General features: G+C 70.3%; 14 protein-coding genes. 10 read left to right on the forward strand and 4 right to left on the reverse strand.

Translation table 11 applies throughout. The annotated features are described in order from the left end of the window. The first annotated feature begins 19 nt into the window (after positions 1 to 19). The 3 genes from B2K11_RS03535 to B2K11_RS03545 are packed head-to-tail and all read left to right on the forward strand — an operon-like array spanning position 20 to position 2,367. Positions 20 to 157, forward strand: a complete 138-nt coding sequence (locus B2K11_RS03535) for a hypothetical protein (protein WP_163616872.1) — start codon at positions 20 to 22, stop codon at positions 155 to 157. 36 nt (positions 158 to 193) lie between these two features. Continuing rightward, positions 194 to 1,330, forward strand: a complete 1,137-nt coding sequence (locus B2K11_RS03540; RefSeq protein ID WP_163616900.1) for an FAD-dependent oxidoreductase — start codon at positions 194 to 196, stop codon at positions 1,328 to 1,330. Continuing rightward, positions 1,327 to 2,367 (forward strand): amidohydrolase family protein, encoded by a 1,041-nt coding sequence (locus B2K11_RS03545; RefSeq protein ID WP_163616901.1) that lies wholly within the window; start codon positions 1,327 to 1,329, stop codon positions 2,365 to 2,367. The genes B2K11_RS03540 and B2K11_RS03545 overlap by 4 nt, the downstream gene beginning before the upstream one ends. Before the next feature lie 58 nt (positions 2,368 to 2,425). On the opposite strand, the gene B2K11_RS03550 is transcribed toward B2K11_RS03545, so the two are convergent. Then, complete coding sequence (locus tag B2K11_RS03550) at positions 2,426 to 3,373, reverse strand: LysR family transcriptional regulator (protein ID WP_163616902.1); 948 nt, start codon at positions 3,371 to 3,373, stop codon at positions 2,426 to 2,428. 137 nt (positions 3,374 to 3,510) lie between these two features. Here B2K11_RS03550 and B2K11_RS03555 point away from each other — a divergent pair, with 137 nt between their 5' ends. From B2K11_RS03555 to B2K11_RS03565, 3 genes are read left to right on the forward strand one after another with little or no spacing between them, the layout of a single operon-like run. Further along, positions 3,511 to 4,746, forward strand: a complete 1,236-nt coding sequence (locus B2K11_RS03555) for an MFS transporter (protein ID WP_163616903.1) — start codon at positions 3,511 to 3,513, stop codon at positions 4,744 to 4,746. Then, on the forward strand, positions 4,743 to 5,639 hold the full coding sequence (locus B2K11_RS03560; protein ID WP_163616904.1) for an MBL fold metallo-hydrolase: 897 nt from the start codon (positions 4,743 to 4,745) through the stop codon (positions 5,637 to 5,639). Before B2K11_RS03555 ends, B2K11_RS03560 begins: the two co-directional genes overlap by 4 nt. A 30-nt stretch (positions 5,640 to 5,669) precedes the next feature. Beyond that, complete coding sequence (locus tag B2K11_RS03565) at positions 5,670 to 6,710, forward strand: fumarylacetoacetate hydrolase family protein (RefSeq protein WP_163616905.1); 1,041 nt, start codon at positions 5,670 to 5,672, stop codon at positions 6,708 to 6,710. A 102-nt stretch (positions 6,711 to 6,812) separates the two neighbouring features. Here the strand turns inward: B2K11_RS03565 and B2K11_RS03570 are convergent, their stop codons facing one another. Together B2K11_RS03570 and B2K11_RS03575 are read right to left on the reverse strand one after the other, a co-directional pair. Then, positions 6,813 to 8,045 carry an MFS transporter gene (locus B2K11_RS03570; RefSeq protein WP_163616906.1) on the reverse strand — a complete coding sequence of 411 codons (1,233 nt, stop codon included), beginning with the start codon at positions 8,043 to 8,045 and terminating at the stop codon, positions 6,813 to 6,815. Between the two features lie 152 nt (positions 8,046 to 8,197). Next, complete coding sequence (locus tag B2K11_RS03575) at positions 8,198 to 9,442, reverse strand: family 1 glycosylhydrolase (protein ID WP_163616907.1); 1,245 nt, start codon at positions 9,440 to 9,442, stop codon at positions 8,198 to 8,200. 236 nt (positions 9,443 to 9,678) lie between these two features. On the opposite strand from B2K11_RS03575, the gene B2K11_RS03580 reads away from it, so the two are divergent. From B2K11_RS03580 to B2K11_RS03595, 4 genes are read left to right on the forward strand one after another with little or no spacing between them, the layout of a single operon-like run. Continuing rightward, positions 9,679 to 11,241, forward strand: a complete 1,563-nt coding sequence (locus B2K11_RS03580; protein WP_163616908.1) for an ABC transporter substrate-binding protein — start codon at positions 9,679 to 9,681, stop codon at positions 11,239 to 11,241. A 57-nt stretch (positions 11,242 to 11,298) separates the two neighbouring features. Then, a complete protein-coding gene (locus B2K11_RS03585) occupies positions 11,299 to 12,240 on the forward strand; it encodes an ABC transporter permease (RefSeq protein ID WP_163616909.1) in 942 nt (313 codons plus the stop codon). Continuing rightward, complete coding sequence (locus B2K11_RS03590) at positions 12,237 to 14,345, forward strand: dipeptide/oligopeptide/nickel ABC transporter permease/ATP-binding protein (RefSeq protein ID WP_163616910.1); 2,109 nt, start codon at positions 12,237 to 12,239, stop codon at positions 14,343 to 14,345. The genes B2K11_RS03585 and B2K11_RS03590 overlap by 4 nt, the downstream gene beginning before the upstream one ends. Next, complete coding sequence (locus B2K11_RS03595; protein ID WP_239525682.1) at positions 14,342 to 15,202, forward strand: ATP-binding cassette domain-containing protein; 861 nt, start codon at positions 14,342 to 14,344, stop codon at positions 15,200 to 15,202. Before B2K11_RS03590 ends, B2K11_RS03595 begins: the two co-directional genes overlap by 4 nt. Positions 15,203 to 15,246: 44 nt before the next feature. Here the strand turns inward: B2K11_RS03595 and B2K11_RS03600 are convergent, their stop codons facing one another. Next, complete coding sequence (locus B2K11_RS03600) at positions 15,247 to 16,158, reverse strand: LysR family transcriptional regulator (protein ID WP_163616912.1); 912 nt, start codon at positions 16,156 to 16,158, stop codon at positions 15,247 to 15,249. Positions 16,159 to 16,307: the final 149 nt, after the last annotated feature.

Raw genomic sequence — 16,307 nt, forward strand, 5'->3', positions numbered from 1 at the left:
CAGGCACAAGAGGCTTCGCGTGAGCACGCCTTCCGAGCACCCCGCCGACCTCGACCGCCGGAACCCCGAGGCTGAGATCGCCGCGCGCGCGGCGGCTCACCGGCGCACCCGCCGCGAGGGCTTCGGCTCGCCGATCCGCCCCGTGGCCATCCTCTGACCCGCACACCATCCTGAAGAACAGAGAGGTTCTGACATGACCGCCGTACGCAAGGTCGCCGTCATCGGCGCCGGAGTCACCGGCCTCGCCGCCGCCATCCAGCTCGCGAAGGCGGGCGTCGAGGTCGACGTCTTCGAGGCGAAGCCCGAGCTCAGCGCGCTCGGCTCCGGCATCTCGCTGCAGGGCAACGCCCTGCGCGTCTTCGACGCCCTGGGCGCGTGGGACGACATCCGCGCTGCCGGCTATCCCTTCGAGGGCCTCAACCTGCGCGCGCCCGGACCGGCTGCGCCGATCGTCGCCGAGCTCCCGGACGTCAAGACGGGCGGGCCGGATTATCCGGCGGCGATGGGGATGCCGCGGCCCGCGCTCGCGCAGATCCTGCTGGCCCATGCGGAGAAGGCGGGCGCCCACGTGCGCTTCGGCGTGAAGCTGACGGCGCTGGAGACCGGCCCCGGCGACAGCGTGAGCGTGGTCGTCGACGGCGAGAGCGCGGAGGAGTACGACCTCGTGATCGGCGCGGACGGTCTGCACTCGACGGTGCGGGAGCTCATCGGCATCGACGAGAAGCCGCAGCCGACCGGCATGGGCATCTGGCGCACCTTCGTCTCGCGCCCCGCCGACGTCGTGCGCAGCGAGCTGTACTACGGCGGCCCGGTCTACATCGCTGGCTACACGCCGACCGGCGACGACACGATGTACGCCTTCCTCGTCGAGAAGGCGCAGGACCGCTTCGCCGTCTCGGACGAAGAAGCCACGCGCATCATGCTCGAGGAGTCGCGTGCGTATGGCGGGCCGTGGAACGCCATCCGCGCCGACCTCGAGAAGGGAGCGCGCGCGAACTACACCTGGTTCACCCAGCACATCGTGACCGAGCCGTGGAACCGCGGACGGGTGGTGATCATCGGGGATGCCGCGCACTCGTGCCCGCCGACGATCGCCCAGGGCGCGGCGCAGGGCCTCGAAGACGCCTTCGTGCTGACCGAGCTGCTCACCTCGCGCGACGCCGTGGACCAAGGGCTGTGGGACGAGTTCCACGCACGACGGCTGCCGCGTGCGACCGCGGTGGTGGAGGCATCCGTCCAGCTGGGCCAGTGGCAGATCGACGGCAACCGCGACGCGGACGCCGGCGGGCTGATCTTCGGCATCGCACAGAAGATGGCGCAGCCCGCATGAGCGCCGGCGAAGCCGGAGCGATCACCCGCACCGCGGTCACCGATGTCCACGCCCACCTTCTCCTGCCTGCGCTGCATGCGGAGGTGGAGCGGCGGGCGCCGGAGGGCGTGGCCGAGGCCGCCGACCTCGAGCGTCGCCGCAACGGCGTCGAGAGCCTGCAGGCCTCCGGGGCGATGGTCGGCGCGCGCATCCCGAAGCTCACCGACGTGAACGCACGGTTGGCCGCGATGGATGCGCAGGGCGTTGAGCGGCAGTGGGTCAGCGTATCCCCGAACCATTTCTACCCGTGGGCGCCTGAGGGTCTTGCGGTGTGGGTGGCCATGGAGACCAACCGCCTCATCGCCGAGCACGTCGCGCAGGCACCCGACCGGCTCACCGGGCTCGGAGTTGTGCCACTGCAGCATCCGTCGCGGATCGTCGAGTATCTCGACGACGCCGTGCTCGGGCGGGGGCTCGCCGGCGTCGAGATCTCGTCGTTCGCCGGCGACGTCGAACTGTCGGACGAACGACTCGAGCCGTTCTGGGCGCGTGCGGCCGAGCTCGGGTGCGTCGTGTTCCTGCACCCGTTCGGCTGCAGCCTCGACGAACGGCTCGACCGGTTCTACCTGTCGAACACCGTCGGCCAGCCCACCGAGAACGCCGTCGCGCTGTCGCACCTGATCTTCGCGGGCGTCCTCGACCGCCACCCGGGCCTCAAGATCGTCGCCGCGCACGGCGGCGGCTACCTGCCGTTCGCGATCGGCCGATCCGACCGCGCGTGGCGCGTGCGACCCGAGGCCCACGGCTGCGTGCACGAGCCGTCGAGCTACCTGAAGAAGCTCTGGTTCGACACCGTCGTGCACGACCCGGTCGCGCTCCGGCACCTGGTCGAGGTGGCCGGCGCGGGCCGCGTGCTGCTGGGAAGCGACTTCCCTTTCGACATGGGCCTGGACGACCCGGTCTCCTTCGTGCGCGGCGCCGGCCTGCCCGCCGAGCTCACCCAGCGCATCCTCGGCGGCAACGCCGACGCGCTCCTCGCGACCAAGGTGCCGGCATGAGGCACGCCCGGTGCACGGGCGGTTCCCGCGCAGGGGACGGCGGCGCCTGATCCGATCGTCAGGGTGTCATGCGGAGGCGCTTCGGCAGCGGTCCGCTGGGCTCGCGCGACAGCGTGGGGACGGTGCGCATCAGCGCCTCGCGCAGCCAGACGATGGCTGCGTCATCCTCGTCGCGGGGGTGCCAGTAGACGCACTCCCTCATCGGAATCGTGATTCCCTCGGGCAGCTCGAAGATCGCCAGGTGGAGGGTGCGCGACGCTTTCGCGGCCAGCATCCGAGGCACGAGCGCCACCATCTCGGTGCCCGACACGAGCAGCGGAAGCGAGGCGAGACCGAACAGCCGCGCGCCGACGACGTGATCGATGCCGGCTTTGCGGAGGACGTCCTGCATGTTGTCGTGGTCGGGGTCGTTCAGGTACGCGATGGCGTGCGGCAGCTCCGACAGGCGGGCGATGCTGGGCTCCGGAGAGGACAGCGCGGCGTTCCCGGGATCGGCGATGAGCACGAAGTCATCGGTGAACAGCGCTTGGCTGTCTCCCGGGATGTTGAACCCGACCGGCCCGACGATGACGTCCAGCCGACTGTAGGGACTGAGCGTTCCGTCGCGCTCCGGCTGCGGAACGAAATCGACGGACGCGCGCGGGGCCATCTCCGAGAACGTCCGCAGCAGGGGCCCCGCAAGGATCGCCGTCATGTAGTCCGTCGCACCGATGACGAAGCGCCGCTCTGTCTGGGTGGGATCGAAGGACTCCTTCCGGTCGATCACCGGCTCCAGTTCGCGCACGGCGCGACTCACGGCCGGAAGCAGATCCCGCGCGAACGGCGTGAGCTGCATCGTGCGACCGGCGCGCACCAGCAGATCGTCGTCATAGTGCCGGCGCAGCCGGGCCAGCGCGGCCGATGTGGCGGGCTGGCTCAGATGCAGCCGCTCGGCGGCGCGCGTGACGTTCCGCTCTTCGAGCAGCGCCAGGAGCGGACGCAGCAGGTTCAGATCGAACGTCGCCAACGTCGCCTTCCTATCCATGGTGTGGATACCACGCATGCCCGATTGCAGATTGCATGAATACTACGCCGTTGAAACCATGGAACGTCGCACGCGGACGCGCGGCATCCGACTTCACCGTTGAAGGAAGCAGTACCCTCATGGCCGAGACCATCACGTCACCCAGCCCATCCCAGGCCAAGGCATCCGGCGAGTTCCGCCGCGGATGGCCGACGCTCGTGTTCAGCACGTTCGGCGCGGCGGTGGGCCTCAGCTCGCTGGGCTACATCCTGGGCACGATGGTCGTGCCGCTGCAGGCGGAGTTCGGCTGGGGGCGGGGCGAGATCAACCTCGCGTCCCTGATGAGCTCGCTCGGGCTGGCGGCAGCGCTCCCCTTCGTCGGCCGATTCCTCGACCGGTTCGGCGTCAAGCGCGTCGCGATCATCTCGATCCCGCTCTTCGTGCTCATGCTCGTCATGATCGGCCTGTTCACCACGAGCCTGGCGACCTTCCTCGCGTTCTACGCGCTCGCCGGCATCCTGGGCGCCGGAACCTCGGCCGTGACGTACTCCAAGGCCGTCGTCGAGAAGTTCGACCGTCGCCGCGGCATCGCCCTGGGCATCGTCGCCGGCGGGCTCGGCGCGGCCGGTCTGTTCCTGCCACCGCTCATGGGCATCGTGATCGCCGACAACGGCTGGCGCGCGGCGTACCTCACGATGGCGCTGCTCGGTGCGCTGCCGTTCGTCCTCGTGTTCTTCGCCCGCCTCAGCGCACCGGCAACCGTCGCGGCGGTGGACCGCTCCACACTGCCGGGACTCACGGTCGCGACCGCCCTGCGCAACCGGGCGTTCTGGAGCCTGTGCGTCGTCTTCTTCCTGCTCGGCTGGGCGCTGTTGACGATGGTGCCCCACTTCGTTCCGCTGCTGATCGACTCCGGAGTCGATCCGGTGCGGGCCGCGTTCCTGTCGTCGCTGGTCGGAGTGGGGACCGTCATCGCCCGGCCGCTGATCGGCTGGCTCTTCGACCGGTTCTACGCCACCTATGTCGCCGTCCCCCTCTTCCTCGCTGCCGCGCTGGGGTGCCTCCTCCTGCTGTGGGCCGGCCCGAGCTTCGCCCCGCTGACCGCGCTCCTCATCGGCATCGGATTCGGCGCCGAGATCGACCTCATGGGGTACCTCAGCTCGCGCTACTTCGGCCCGCGCGCCTTCGGCACCCTTTACAGCATCGTCTACAGCGTGTTCATGATCGGCAGCGCCTTCGGCCCGGTCACCGCCGGCTTCGCGTTCGATGCCACGGGCAGCTACGACATCCCCCTCATCACGGCCGCGAGCATGATGGTGGTCGCCACCGTCATCCTCCTGACGCTGCCGCGCTTCTCGAAGGAGACCGACGCATGACCGATGCCCCGCAGCTGCAGCGGCTCGCGGAAGGAGTCTGGGCGTACGTCCAGCCCGACGGCGGGTGGATGATCAACAACACCGGGCTGGTCGACGATCCGAGCGGTGCGACGAGCATCGACGTCGCCTCCACGGCCGCGAGGACGCGCGCGTACCTCGATGCGGCCGCACAGGTCGCGTCCTCGCCGATCCGGCGGGTGGTGCTCACCCACTCCCATCCGGATCACTGCAACGGCGCTTCGCTGCTGCCGGATGCCGAGATCGTCGCGCACCGCCGGGTCGCCGACGATCTGCGTGCGCCCCACCGGCTGGCACCGCACATCTTCACGCCGTTCGTGCAGGGGGATGTCGCGCCGCGGATCCCGACGCTCGTGTTCGACGACGCGCTGACGATCGCGCCCGAAGGGCGACGGATCGAGGTGCGGCATCCGGGCACGCCCGCGCACACCACGGGGGATTCGTACGTCTGGCTTCCCGCCGAGCGGGTGCTCTTCACCGGCGACCTGGTCTTCCACGGCGGCACCCCGTTCGCGCTGTCGGGATCGCCCGTGGGCTGGCTGCGCGCCCTCGAGCAGATGGCGTCGCTCCAGCCCGAGATCGTCGTGCCCGGCCACGGGCCGGTCGGCGGGCCGGAGCTGTTCGCTCCCGTCGCGGATTACCTCCGGTTCCTGATCGACGCCGCGGCCGATGCGCGCGTTCGCGGGCTCTCGCCGCTCGAGGCGGCGCGCACGCTCGATCTGGGCCGGTTCGCCGGACTCGCGGAGAAGGAGCGGATCGTGGGAAACCTCCATCGCGCGATCGCCGAAGCGGAGGGCGGGCAGCCCGACATCCCCGCCGCCTGGCAGGACATGTACGAGTACAACGGCGCCCAGCCGCTGGAGTGCCATGCCTGATCCGCTCATCGCACGAGAGGAAGCGCCCGAATGAGAATCGCCCGCTGGAGTCACGACGGTGCCGTCGACGAGGGGTTCGTCGTGGACGATCGCGTCGTCGGCTTCCCGGACGGTCTGACCGTCGCCGGGATCCTCGCCGGGGGACTGGATGCCGCGCACGCGGCGTTCGCGCACGTCCAGGGCGACCTCGGCGCCTCGCTCGCCGAGGTGCGGCTGCTCGCGCCGCTGGTGCCGGCATCCGTCCGCGACTTCGTCGCCTTCGAGGAGCACGTCGAGGGGGTGAGCGCGGGGGTGGAAGGCAAGAGCCACGTCGCCGACGAGTGGTACGAGGCCCCCACGTTCTACTTCACGAACCCGCACACGATCCTCGGTCCCGGCGACGTGCTGCATCCACCGGTGACCCAGCGGCTCGACTTCGAGCTGGAGGTCGCGGTGGTCATCGGCGGTGCAGCGGGCGCTTCGACAAGCTCAGCGACCGGCGGGTCGGACGCGGCGACCGATGGCTCGGCGACCGGCTGGACCAACCTGACCGTCGAGGACGCGGCATCCGTCGTCTTCGGGTACACGATCATGAACGACTGGTCGGCCCGCGACCTGCAGGGCCGCGAGATGAAGGTGCGCCTCGGGCCCGCGAAGGGCAAGGACTTCGGGACCTCGCTCGGCCCGTGGATCGTCACGGCCGACGAGCTCGAGCCCTTCCTCGACGCCGACGGCTTCCTTGCGATCCGCGCCGAGGTCTACGTCAACGGCGAGCTCATCGGCGAAGACCTGGTGTCCAACGCCGGCTGGCCGTTCCCCGAGTTCGTCGCCTACGCGTCGCGCAATTCTCGCGTGGTGCCGGGCGACGTGCTGGGCAGCGGGACGGTTGGCAACGGCGGATGCCTCGGCGAGCTGTGGGGCCGCAACGGCAGGCTCGTGCCGCCGCCGCTGCAGCAGGGCGACGAGGTGCGCATGGTCGTGGAGGGCATCGGGGAGCTCATCGGCACGGTCGGCCTCGCGGTGCCGGCGCCGGAAGTGCCGCCCGCACGCCCGCGTGCGCGTCTGCGGCGCCGGGAGATCGACCCCGCCTGAGACCTTCGCCGTCGGTGCGGTTTCCGCTGCCGACGGCGAACTCCCGCGAGCACGAACGAAAGGGCCGGATCATCCACGGACGATCCGGCCCTCTCGTGTCGATCAGGCGCCTGCGACCGGGGCCGGCTGCTGCCGGCGGAGGATGAACGCGAGGATCACCGCGACGATGGCCGCGGCGATGCCGACGATGCCCACGGCGACGGGCAGCGGCGCTCCGGTGCCGGCGGTGAGCGCGCCCATCACGAGCGGCGTGACGAACTGCCCGAAGAAGAACGCGGCGGTCCACCAGCCGGTCGCGCGGCCGCGCTCCTCGAACCGGGTCCGCGAGACGACCCACGTGACGAGCGAGGGCAGCAGGATGCCGGAGCCGTAGCCCGCGACGATCGCGCCGATCAGCACCCCGGCGAAGCCGCCGAAGAGCCACACGATGATCATGCCGGCGGCCTGGAGCCCGAACGCCAGCGGCAGCTGGAGCCGCGTGCCTGCCTTCGCGATGCGGGGGAACGTGAAGGCGCCGGCGGCGGTGGCGAGCGAGGCGATCGCCGCGACCAGGCCGATCGTGGCCGTGTCATCGGCGGCGACGCCCGTGCCCACGACGAGGTAGCTGACCTCGATGATCATGACGTAGAACGTGAAGCCGCCGAAGAGTGTGACCACGAGCGGCAGGCCGAGGATGCGCCACGGCACGCGCGCCTTCTCGCCGGTCGGCACGTGGAGGTCGGTCGAGTCGCCGCGACCAGGCTCCCACAGCGAGAACACCATGGCCACGGCGATCGGGATCGCGATGGCGTAGATCCAGAACGGCGCGTGCCAGCCGGCTGAACCCACTGCGCCGCCGAGGGCGATGAACACCGTCGCACCGAGGGTCGTGGCGACGGTCTGCAGGCTGAGGTACCGGTTGCGGCGGTTCTCCTCGTGGAAGTAGTCCACGATGAGCGTCGTGCAGACGGTCATGATGGCCGCCTCGAAGAGCCCCACGAAAGCGCGGCTGATCAGGATGCCGGTCAGGTTGTCGAGCCACGCCGGCACGGTGCCGGCCACGGCGTAGGCGAACATCGCCACGACCAGCAGCGTCTTGCGGCCGGTGCGGTCGATGATCTGCCCCGCGAACGGTGCGAACAGCGCGATCATCAGCGCCGGGATGGCGACGATCATCGGCACCAGTACGTCTGCACCCGGCGCTTCTGCGAAGTGCGCCGAGAGCTGGGGCAGGACGGGAGTGATGAGGACCGACCCCATCACGGGCATGCAGCTGCCGGCCAGCAGGAGGGCGGCCTGCCAGGCTCCGGCGCGTCGGGTCGGCGTCGGGGCGACCTCGAGGTTGGGCTTCGTCATTGAATCTCCTTTGACTCACCTTCATTGAAGGCCGTGCGGGGAGATCAGCGAAGAGCGATGCGGTTATCCGGGGCATCGATGCCATTGATGCCTTCGCAGCCCGCTCCGCACGCGGGCCCCGTTCCGTCGCGCCGCCCCGGCGCGACGGACTCTCAGCCTGCGGAGCGGAACCGATCCACGAGCCGGCGGTACACCTCTGCGCTGGGCTTGGCGGTGCGCTCGAAGGTCTCCCGGTCGACGCTGTGCAGCCCGAGCTGCGGGCCGTAGCCGAAGATCCACTCGAAGTTGTCCATGAGCGTCCAGTGGCAGTAGCCGATCACCGGCACCCCGTCGGCGATCGCCTGCGCCAGCCCGGCGAGCGACGGCTCGATGAACGCGGCACGGATGCTGTCGTCCGGCGTGCCTACGCCGTGCTCGCTGACGAGGATCGGAACGCGCGCGACCGAGTAGGCGTACTCGACGGCACCGCGCAGCGAATCGGGTTCGACCGCGGTGCCCATGCCGTTGACGCTCGCGCCGGGTTCCGGCGGGAGTTGGCCGTCGGGGCCGTACGCGATGCGCTCGTAGTTCTGGACGCCGACGAAGTCGTCGTCGCGGGCGAGCTCCAGCCAGTGCTCGTAGACCTCGGCGCGCTTGCGATCGCGCGTCGCCTCGCCGCCGGGGCCGGCGACGTCATCGACCAGCGCGAGCGAGAGGCCGACGCGCAGGTCGGGGCGACGCGCCTTGATCGCCGCCTTGCCTGCGCGGTGGCCGGCGGTCATGCCGGCGCGCATGCCGGCGAAGTCCTCGCGCAGCATGACGTTGCCTGCGCGGTAGGTCTCGACGCCGGCTTCCCGCCCGGCAGCCTCGAGCGTCTGGCGCTCCAGTTCGGCGACGAACTCGGGCAGGTGCGCCCACGTCAGCATCTCGGGCAGGTCCGGCTCGTTGAAGGTGACGCCGAGGGCGATCCGATCGCCGAAGCGGTCCATGACGACACCGCAGTACCGGGCGAACAGCTCCGGCGCCTCGGGGTCGAGCCACGCACCGCGCGCCGCGAACCAGTGCGGGGACGTGAAGTGATTGAACGTCACGATCGGCGCCAGGCCGCGGGCGAGGCATCCGTCGATCACAGCCTCGTAGTGCGCGAGCGCCTCGTCCGAGAACTCGCCCCCCTGAGGTTCGATGCGCGCCCACTCCACGGAGAAGCGGTACGCGTTCAGCCCGAGTCCGGCGACGAGGTCGAGGTCGGACTCCCACAGCTCCCAGCCGTTCGTCGCTTTGCCTGAGCGGTCCTGGAAGACGGTGGGCGTCACGTTCTCGAGGAACCAGGTGTCGCTGTGGACGTTGTCGCCCTCGTTCTGGTGTCCGGCGGTGGCGACGCCCCACAGGAAGTCGGAGGGGAAGACGGGCGATGTCATGGGCGAGTCCTTTCTCGGCATCCTCAGCCTGCCACAATTGTTCACTGAATAAAAGTATGTTTCACTGTGCGGATCCGCAGGAGATCGCCAACATTAGGCGCTCACTAACGGTGAGCAGGCGAATCCGAATGGCCAAACGGGTCGTCCGGGGTCAGCCTTGGTCGAAGGATCGCGCCACCCGACGGCGATCCGCGACACCGAAGTCCGCAGCAGCACACCGATCACAGGAGATCAGGATGTCCCTTCACACCATCCGCGGCGCCGCCGTCATTGCGGCCGTCGCCGCCACCGTCCTCACCCTCACCGCGTGCAGCGGAGCTGCCGAATCCAGCGACGGCGGAGATACGGCCGACACGTCGAAGCTCACCATCGCCCTCGACTCCGACCAGGCCGCGCTCGGCTACGACCCCGTGCGCTACGGCAGCGGACAGCGGTTCTTCTACGAGGGCATCTACGACTCGCTGTTCCTCCTCGACGAGGAAGGTCAGGTCGTGCCCGACCTCGTCACGTCGTTCGAGTACAACGAGGACCAGACGCAGCTGACGCTCGACCTCGACACCACCGCCACGTTCGACGACGGCACCGCGCTCAGCGCCGACCTTGTCAAGGAGAACCTCGACGCCCGCGGCAATCCCGATCTCTCGGCCTACAGCGGGTTCGCCGCCGGCGGTGAGAGCGAGATCTCGGACGTCACGGTCGTCGACGACGACACCGTCACGCTCACCTTCGCCGCAGCCCAGCCCGGATTCGAGGCGAACCTCGTGCTGCCCGCGGGCGCCATCGTCGGCCCCACGGGGGCCGCGGACCGTTCCAGCCTCGACACGACGCCGGACGGCTCCGGCCCGCTCACCGTCGACGAGGATGCGACCGTCAAGGGCAACTCGTACCTGCTCGTGAAGAAGGACGACCACGACGCGGCAGCGGACTACCCGTTCGACTCCTATGAGTTCCGTCCGATCCTCGACCCCCAGGCGCGCGTCAACGCGGCGATCTCGGGCGAGGTGGATCTCGCGTTCATCACGTCGGACACGCAGGCGCAGGTCGAGTCGGCCGGCGTCGGGCTCGTCGCGAACGGCGGCACCGTCCAGAACATCGTCGCGTTCGACAAGACCGGGGCCCTCGGCCCGCAGTGGGCGGACCCGCGCGTCTACCAGGCGCTCTCGATGGCCATCGATCGTGAGGCGTACGTCAACGCCGTGCACCCCGGCGAGCTGCCGACGGCGAACGCCCTGCCTGCCGACGACCCCGGGTACCTGCCTGAGCTCGATGAGGAGTACGCCTACGACCCCGACGCCGCCAAGGACCTCCTCGCCGAGGCCGGCTACCCCGACGGGTTCGACTTCACCTTCACGATCTCGTCCGCGAGCCAGCGCGATCTCGAGGCCCTGCAGCCGTACTGGGAGGCGATCGGCGTGAACATGACGCTGAAGAACGCGGCCTCGACCGAGGAGATCTTCGCGGTCGTGCAGACCGAGCCGCTCGGCGGCCCGCTGCCGCTGACCTGGACCAACCCGCTCGGCAACGTGTTCGGCGTGCTGTTCGGCTTCGCGAACTTCCACGGTGCGGAGAACCCAGAGATCCAGGCGGCCGCCGGTGCCTACGGTGCGGCGACGGGCGACGAAGAGGCCCAGGCCGCGGCGCTGAAGGACCTCAACCGCGCGATCGTCGACTCGGGATGGCTCATCCCGCTGTTCGAGCAGCTCGCACCGTGGGCCTACAACACCGCGAAGGTGGCAGAGCCCACCTTCCCGGGCGCCGAGGCCTTCCCGATCCTGGCCACGATCCAGCCCGCATCCTGATCCGATGGCGGTGCCGGCGGGCTCATCCCGCCGGCACCGCCGTCAGGAGGAGTTCCGATGCTCATCTTCGTCCTGAAGCGCGTCGCCTGGGCCCTGCTCACGCTGCTGATCGCGTCGTGGATCGCGTTCGTGCTCGTCCATCTCTCGGGCTCGACGCCCGGGGGCGTGGCGCTCGGCCAGTCCGCGACGCCCGAGCAGGTGGTCGCCTACAACGAGTCCATCGGCTGGTACGAGCCCTGGATCCAGCAGTACGTCGCCTGGGTCGGGCAGGTGCTGCAGGGGAACCTCGGCACGTCTCTGATCGACGGGCGCCCGATCGGCCCCGACATCGCGAAGCGGCTGCCGGTCACGGCGGCGCTCGCCGCCGGGGGAACGATCCTGAGCGCCGTGCTCGGCATCGTGCTCGGGGTGATCGCCGCCGTCCGCCGCGGCGCCGTCGACCGGTTCATCACGGTGCTCACCGGCGTCATGCTGTCGCTGCCCGCCTTCTGGGTCGGCATCCTGCTGGTGTACGTCTTCGCCGTGCAGCTGCGACTGCTGCCGGCCACGGGCTTCGTCCCGTTCGAGGTCAGCCCCGAGAAGTGGTTCAAGTCCCTCGTGCTCCCCGTGCTCACGATCGCGATCACCTCGGCCGGGTTCATCGCCCGGCAGACCCGCGCCTCGATGGCGGAGGCGCTCGCGCAGGAGCACATCCGCACCCTCCGCGCCGTCGGCACGCCGAGCGGGCGCATCATCTACGTGCACGCCCTGCGCAGCGCGAGCCTGCCGATCCTCGCGACGATCGCGGTCCAGTTCATCGTCCTGTTCGGCGGCTCGGTCATGATCGAGCTCCTGTTCGCGCTGCCCGGCATCGGGCAGGCGATGCAGTCGGCCGTCGGCTCGGCTGATCTGCCGTTCGTCCAGGCCCTCGTGCTCGTGGCGACTCTCGTCGTCGTCATCGTCAACGTGGTGCTCGAGACCCTCAACCGCACCCTCGACCCGAAACTGCGCACATCATGACGGTCTCGACCACCTCCATCCTCACCATCCGCCGTACCGAGCGGCGGAAGGGCTACCGGCTGTTCCGGTCGCCGACCGCCGTCCTCGCCCTCGCCTGGCTCATCGGGCTGGTCGTCGCATCGCTGACCTCGCCGCTGTGGCTGCGGTACGGGCCGCTCGAGCAGGACCTCTCCGCCGTGCTGCAGGGCCCGTCCGCCGCGCACCTCCTCGGCACAGACGAGCTCGGTCGCGATCTGCTGTCGCGCATCGTGACGGCGGCCGCATCGACGCTCGCGATCGGATGCATCCCGCCGATCGTCGCGGTGCTCATCACCGTTCCGGTCACCCTGTGGGCTGTGCGCAGCCCGCGGGCCGAGGCGACGATGAACCGCGTCAGCGAGATCGTGATGTCGCTGCCGGGGACGGTGATCATCCTCGCGTTCATCGCGGCGGTCGGCACCAACATGCCGCTCGTCATGACGCTCCTCGGCGTGCTCCTCTTCGGTGCCCTCTACCGGATCTTCTTCGGTCAGGCTAAGGCGCTGCAGAAGCAGCTGTTCGTCGAGGCCGCCGCGGTCGACGGCGTGCGGCCGACCGCGGCGAGCTTCCGCCACGTGCTCCCGAACATGTCCACGACGGTGATCGTGCAGTTCGTGCTCTTCTTCGGCGTCGGCATCATGATGCAGGCCGGCCTCGCGTTCATCGGCCTCGGCCCGCAGCCGCCCGAGCCCACCTGGGGCGGCATGATCCAGACGGCCGCCCGGTTCATCTTCCAGCAGCCCTGGATGATGGTGCCCACCGGCGCGGTGCTTGCTCTGACGATCATCGCGGCGAACTCGCTCGCCGATGTGCTCTCGGGCGGCGCGGCCACGCCGCCCCCGCTCGTCGCGCTGCGCCGGCGCAAGAAGAAGACCGCGTCGGATGACGAGTACCTCGTCGCGCTGTCGCCCGCGGGTGCCGGGGCCTCCGTCCCCGCCGAGGCGACGGCGCTGTTCCCCGTGGAGACCTCCGCCGACCTGCCTGAGGTCGTCGCCGCGCTGCCGGCCGACAACATGGGCACCAGCGCGCCGGATCTGACCGACCGCACGCCTGCCCGCGCCGCCGCCGACGGTGAGCTCATCATCGAGGACCTCGTGCTGGGCGTCGAGGGCGGGCCGGCGCTCGTGACGGGGGTCTCCCTGCGCGTGCAGCCCGGCCGCGTCATGGGCCTCGTCGGCGAATCCGGCTGCGGCAAGAGCGTGACGTCGTACGCGATCCTCGGCCTGCTCTCGCCCGGCCTCGCCGTGCGCTCCGGCCGCATCCAGTGGGGTGCGGCCGACCTCGCCCAGGCCGACGAGCGCACCCTCGCCAAGGTGCGCGGTCACGACATCGCCTTCATCTCGCAGGAGCCCGGTCGCGCTCTCGATCCCATGTTCACGGTCGGGTGGCAGCTCGGCGCCGCAGTCAAGCGACTGCGGGGAGTAGCGTCGCGCGAGGCGAAACGGATCGCCGCAGGCCTCCTCGAAGACGTCGGAATCGTCGACGTCCCACGGGTGCTCAAGAGCTATCCGCATCAGATCTCGGGGGGCATGGCGCAGCGCGTCGCGATCGCCCTCGCCCTGGCCGGCTCGCCGCGGCTGCTCGTGGCCGACGAGCCCACGACGGCGCTGGACGTCACCATCCAGGCCGAGATCCTCGCCTTGCTGCGCGGTCTCGTCGCGGCACGGGGCATGTCGATCATCCTGGTCACGCACGATCTCGGCGTCGTCGCCGACCTCTGCGACGACGTCTCGGTCATGTACGCCGGTCAGATCGTCGAGACGGGCACCGTCCGTGACGTGCTCGTGCGACCGGAGCACCCGTACACGATGGCGCTCCTGGCTGCGGACCCGCATGCGATCGTCGAGTTCGAGGGCACGACGAGGCTGGCGTCGATCCCGGGCCAGGTCCCGCTGCCCGGATCGTGGACGACCGGATGCCGGTTCGCCCAGCGCTGCCGCTTCGCCCGCGACGAGTGCCTGACGGCGATCCCGCTGCTGCCGCGTGCCGAGGGCGTGGGCGGCGTGCGCTGCGTCCGCCGGGACGCGGTCCTGGGCCGCCAGGAGGAATGGCGACAGCCCGTCGCCGTCGGAGGGGGAGACCTGTGAGCACTGTGCAGGATCGAGGGGATGCCGTCGGCACCCCGCTTCTCGAGGTGCGCAACCTCGTCGTCCGCTACGGCAGGAAGGGCCCGGCCGCCGTGGACGATGTGTCGTTCACGATCGCGCGCGGTGAGACCCTCGGCCTCGTCGGCGAGTCCGGCTCCGGCAAGACCACCATCGGGCGCGCCATCCTGGGCCTCCAGCCGGTCACGAGCGGCCGGATCCTGTTCGACGGTCGCGACATCACCCGCCTGGGCGCCTCGCAGCGGCGTGCCCTGCAGGGCGACCTGCGGGCCGTGTTCCAGGATCCGTTCTCTTCGCTCAACCCGCGGCGCCCGATCGGCGACGCGATCACCGAGCCGTTGCGTGTGGCGGGTGTGCCGCGGGCGGAACGCGACCGGCGCGTGCAGGAGGTGCTCGACGCCGTCGGCCTCGCGCCGGGGTCGGAAGCCCGCTACCCGCGCCAGTTCTCGGGCGGGCAGCGCCAGCGGATCGCGATCGCCCGCGCGCTCGTCACCGATCCGCGGCTCGTGGTGTGCGACGAAGCCGTGAGCGCTCTGGATCTGTCGACGCAGGCCCAGGTGCTGAACCTCCTCGCCGACCTCCGGGCCGGCAAGGACCTCGGCTATCTCTTCATCGCGCACGACATGGCCGTCGTCGAGTTCCTCGCCCAGCGCGTGGTCGTCCTCAACCGCGGCCGTGTGGTGGAGGAGGGACCGACGCTGGAGGTGATGCGCAACCCGCGCGAGCACTACACGCGCGTGCTGATGGCGGCGTCGCCGGTTCCCGATCCGGACGAACAGGCGCGCCGTCGGGAGGCGTGGCGGGAACTCAAGGCCTCCGCCCCGGCGCCCACCGCCTGAGCGCGGCCAGTGGCCTGACCGCAGGGCACTGGCCCGGCTGCTGGTCAGTGGAACGTCGCGTCGACGAGGGGTGAGAGCGCCTGCGCGGTCTCGCGGAACGCGTTGACCATGGGGTTGAGGCTGTCGGTGAGGCTGCAGAGCACGATCGTGGCGGGTTGGATGTCGTGGATCGGGATGAACGCCAGCTCCTCACGCCGGTAGTGCCGGCTCGCCGATTCGCCCGCGATGTTGACTCCGGCGCCCGCCGCGACAAGTTCGAGCAGACCCTCGACGCTGTCGGCGGTCGGTCCACGCCGGGGGCGGGTGCCGTCGGGGCGAGGATCCACGAGCCACCAGTCCACGACCTCGGGCACGCCCTTCGCGACGGAGACGAACACCTCGTCGCCCGTCTCCAGGATCGAGAGCGACTCGCGGTGCGCCAGCGGGTGATCCGAGCGGACCACGAGGACGCGCGCCTCGCGCCAGAGCGGCTCGGCGCGCACACGCGGGGGCAGGTGCATCGGCCACGGGGCGAAGACCACATCCACCCGTCCGGCCTCGAGATCCTCGGCGACATCGAAGAACCCCAGGCGCCGCATCTCGATCCTCGCCTGCGGGATCGCCTGCATGGTCGCGGCGATGGCAGCGGTCGTGAGCGTGCCCGCACCGGCCGCGACGACGCCCACCCGAAGCACCGGGGCGTCCCGGTCCCGCTTCACCGAACGAGCCCATCCGAGCAGCTGGTCGTGGTCGTCCTGCACCCGCCGGGCGAGGGGCAGCAGGTCCCGGCCGTAGGGCGTCAGCTCGACCTTGCGCGGGCTCCGGTCGAACAGCTTCACGCCGAGCTGCTGCTCGAGGCGACTGATCTGCTGGCTGAGCGACGGCGGCGTGATGCTGAGGCGTTCCGCGGCCCGGCCGAAGTGCAGCTCCTCGGCGAGCACGCAGAAGTACCGGATCACGTGGATAGGCACATCCATGCTCGGATCTTAGCCTGCGGCTAACGCCGGGTAGGGATGTCGAACTTCCTTCCTCCCGGCATCCTGCTGAGACTGGAGAGGTCCGGAACACCCGATCGGAATGGCCCGACAGTTCCGGCTGCCTAACGGCACGCACTGCTTTACGAGGA

This window comes from Microbacterium sp. B35-30, assembly GCF_010634855.1.
Taxonomy (GTDB): domain Bacteria; phylum Actinomycetota; class Actinomycetes; order Actinomycetales; family Microbacteriaceae; genus Microbacterium.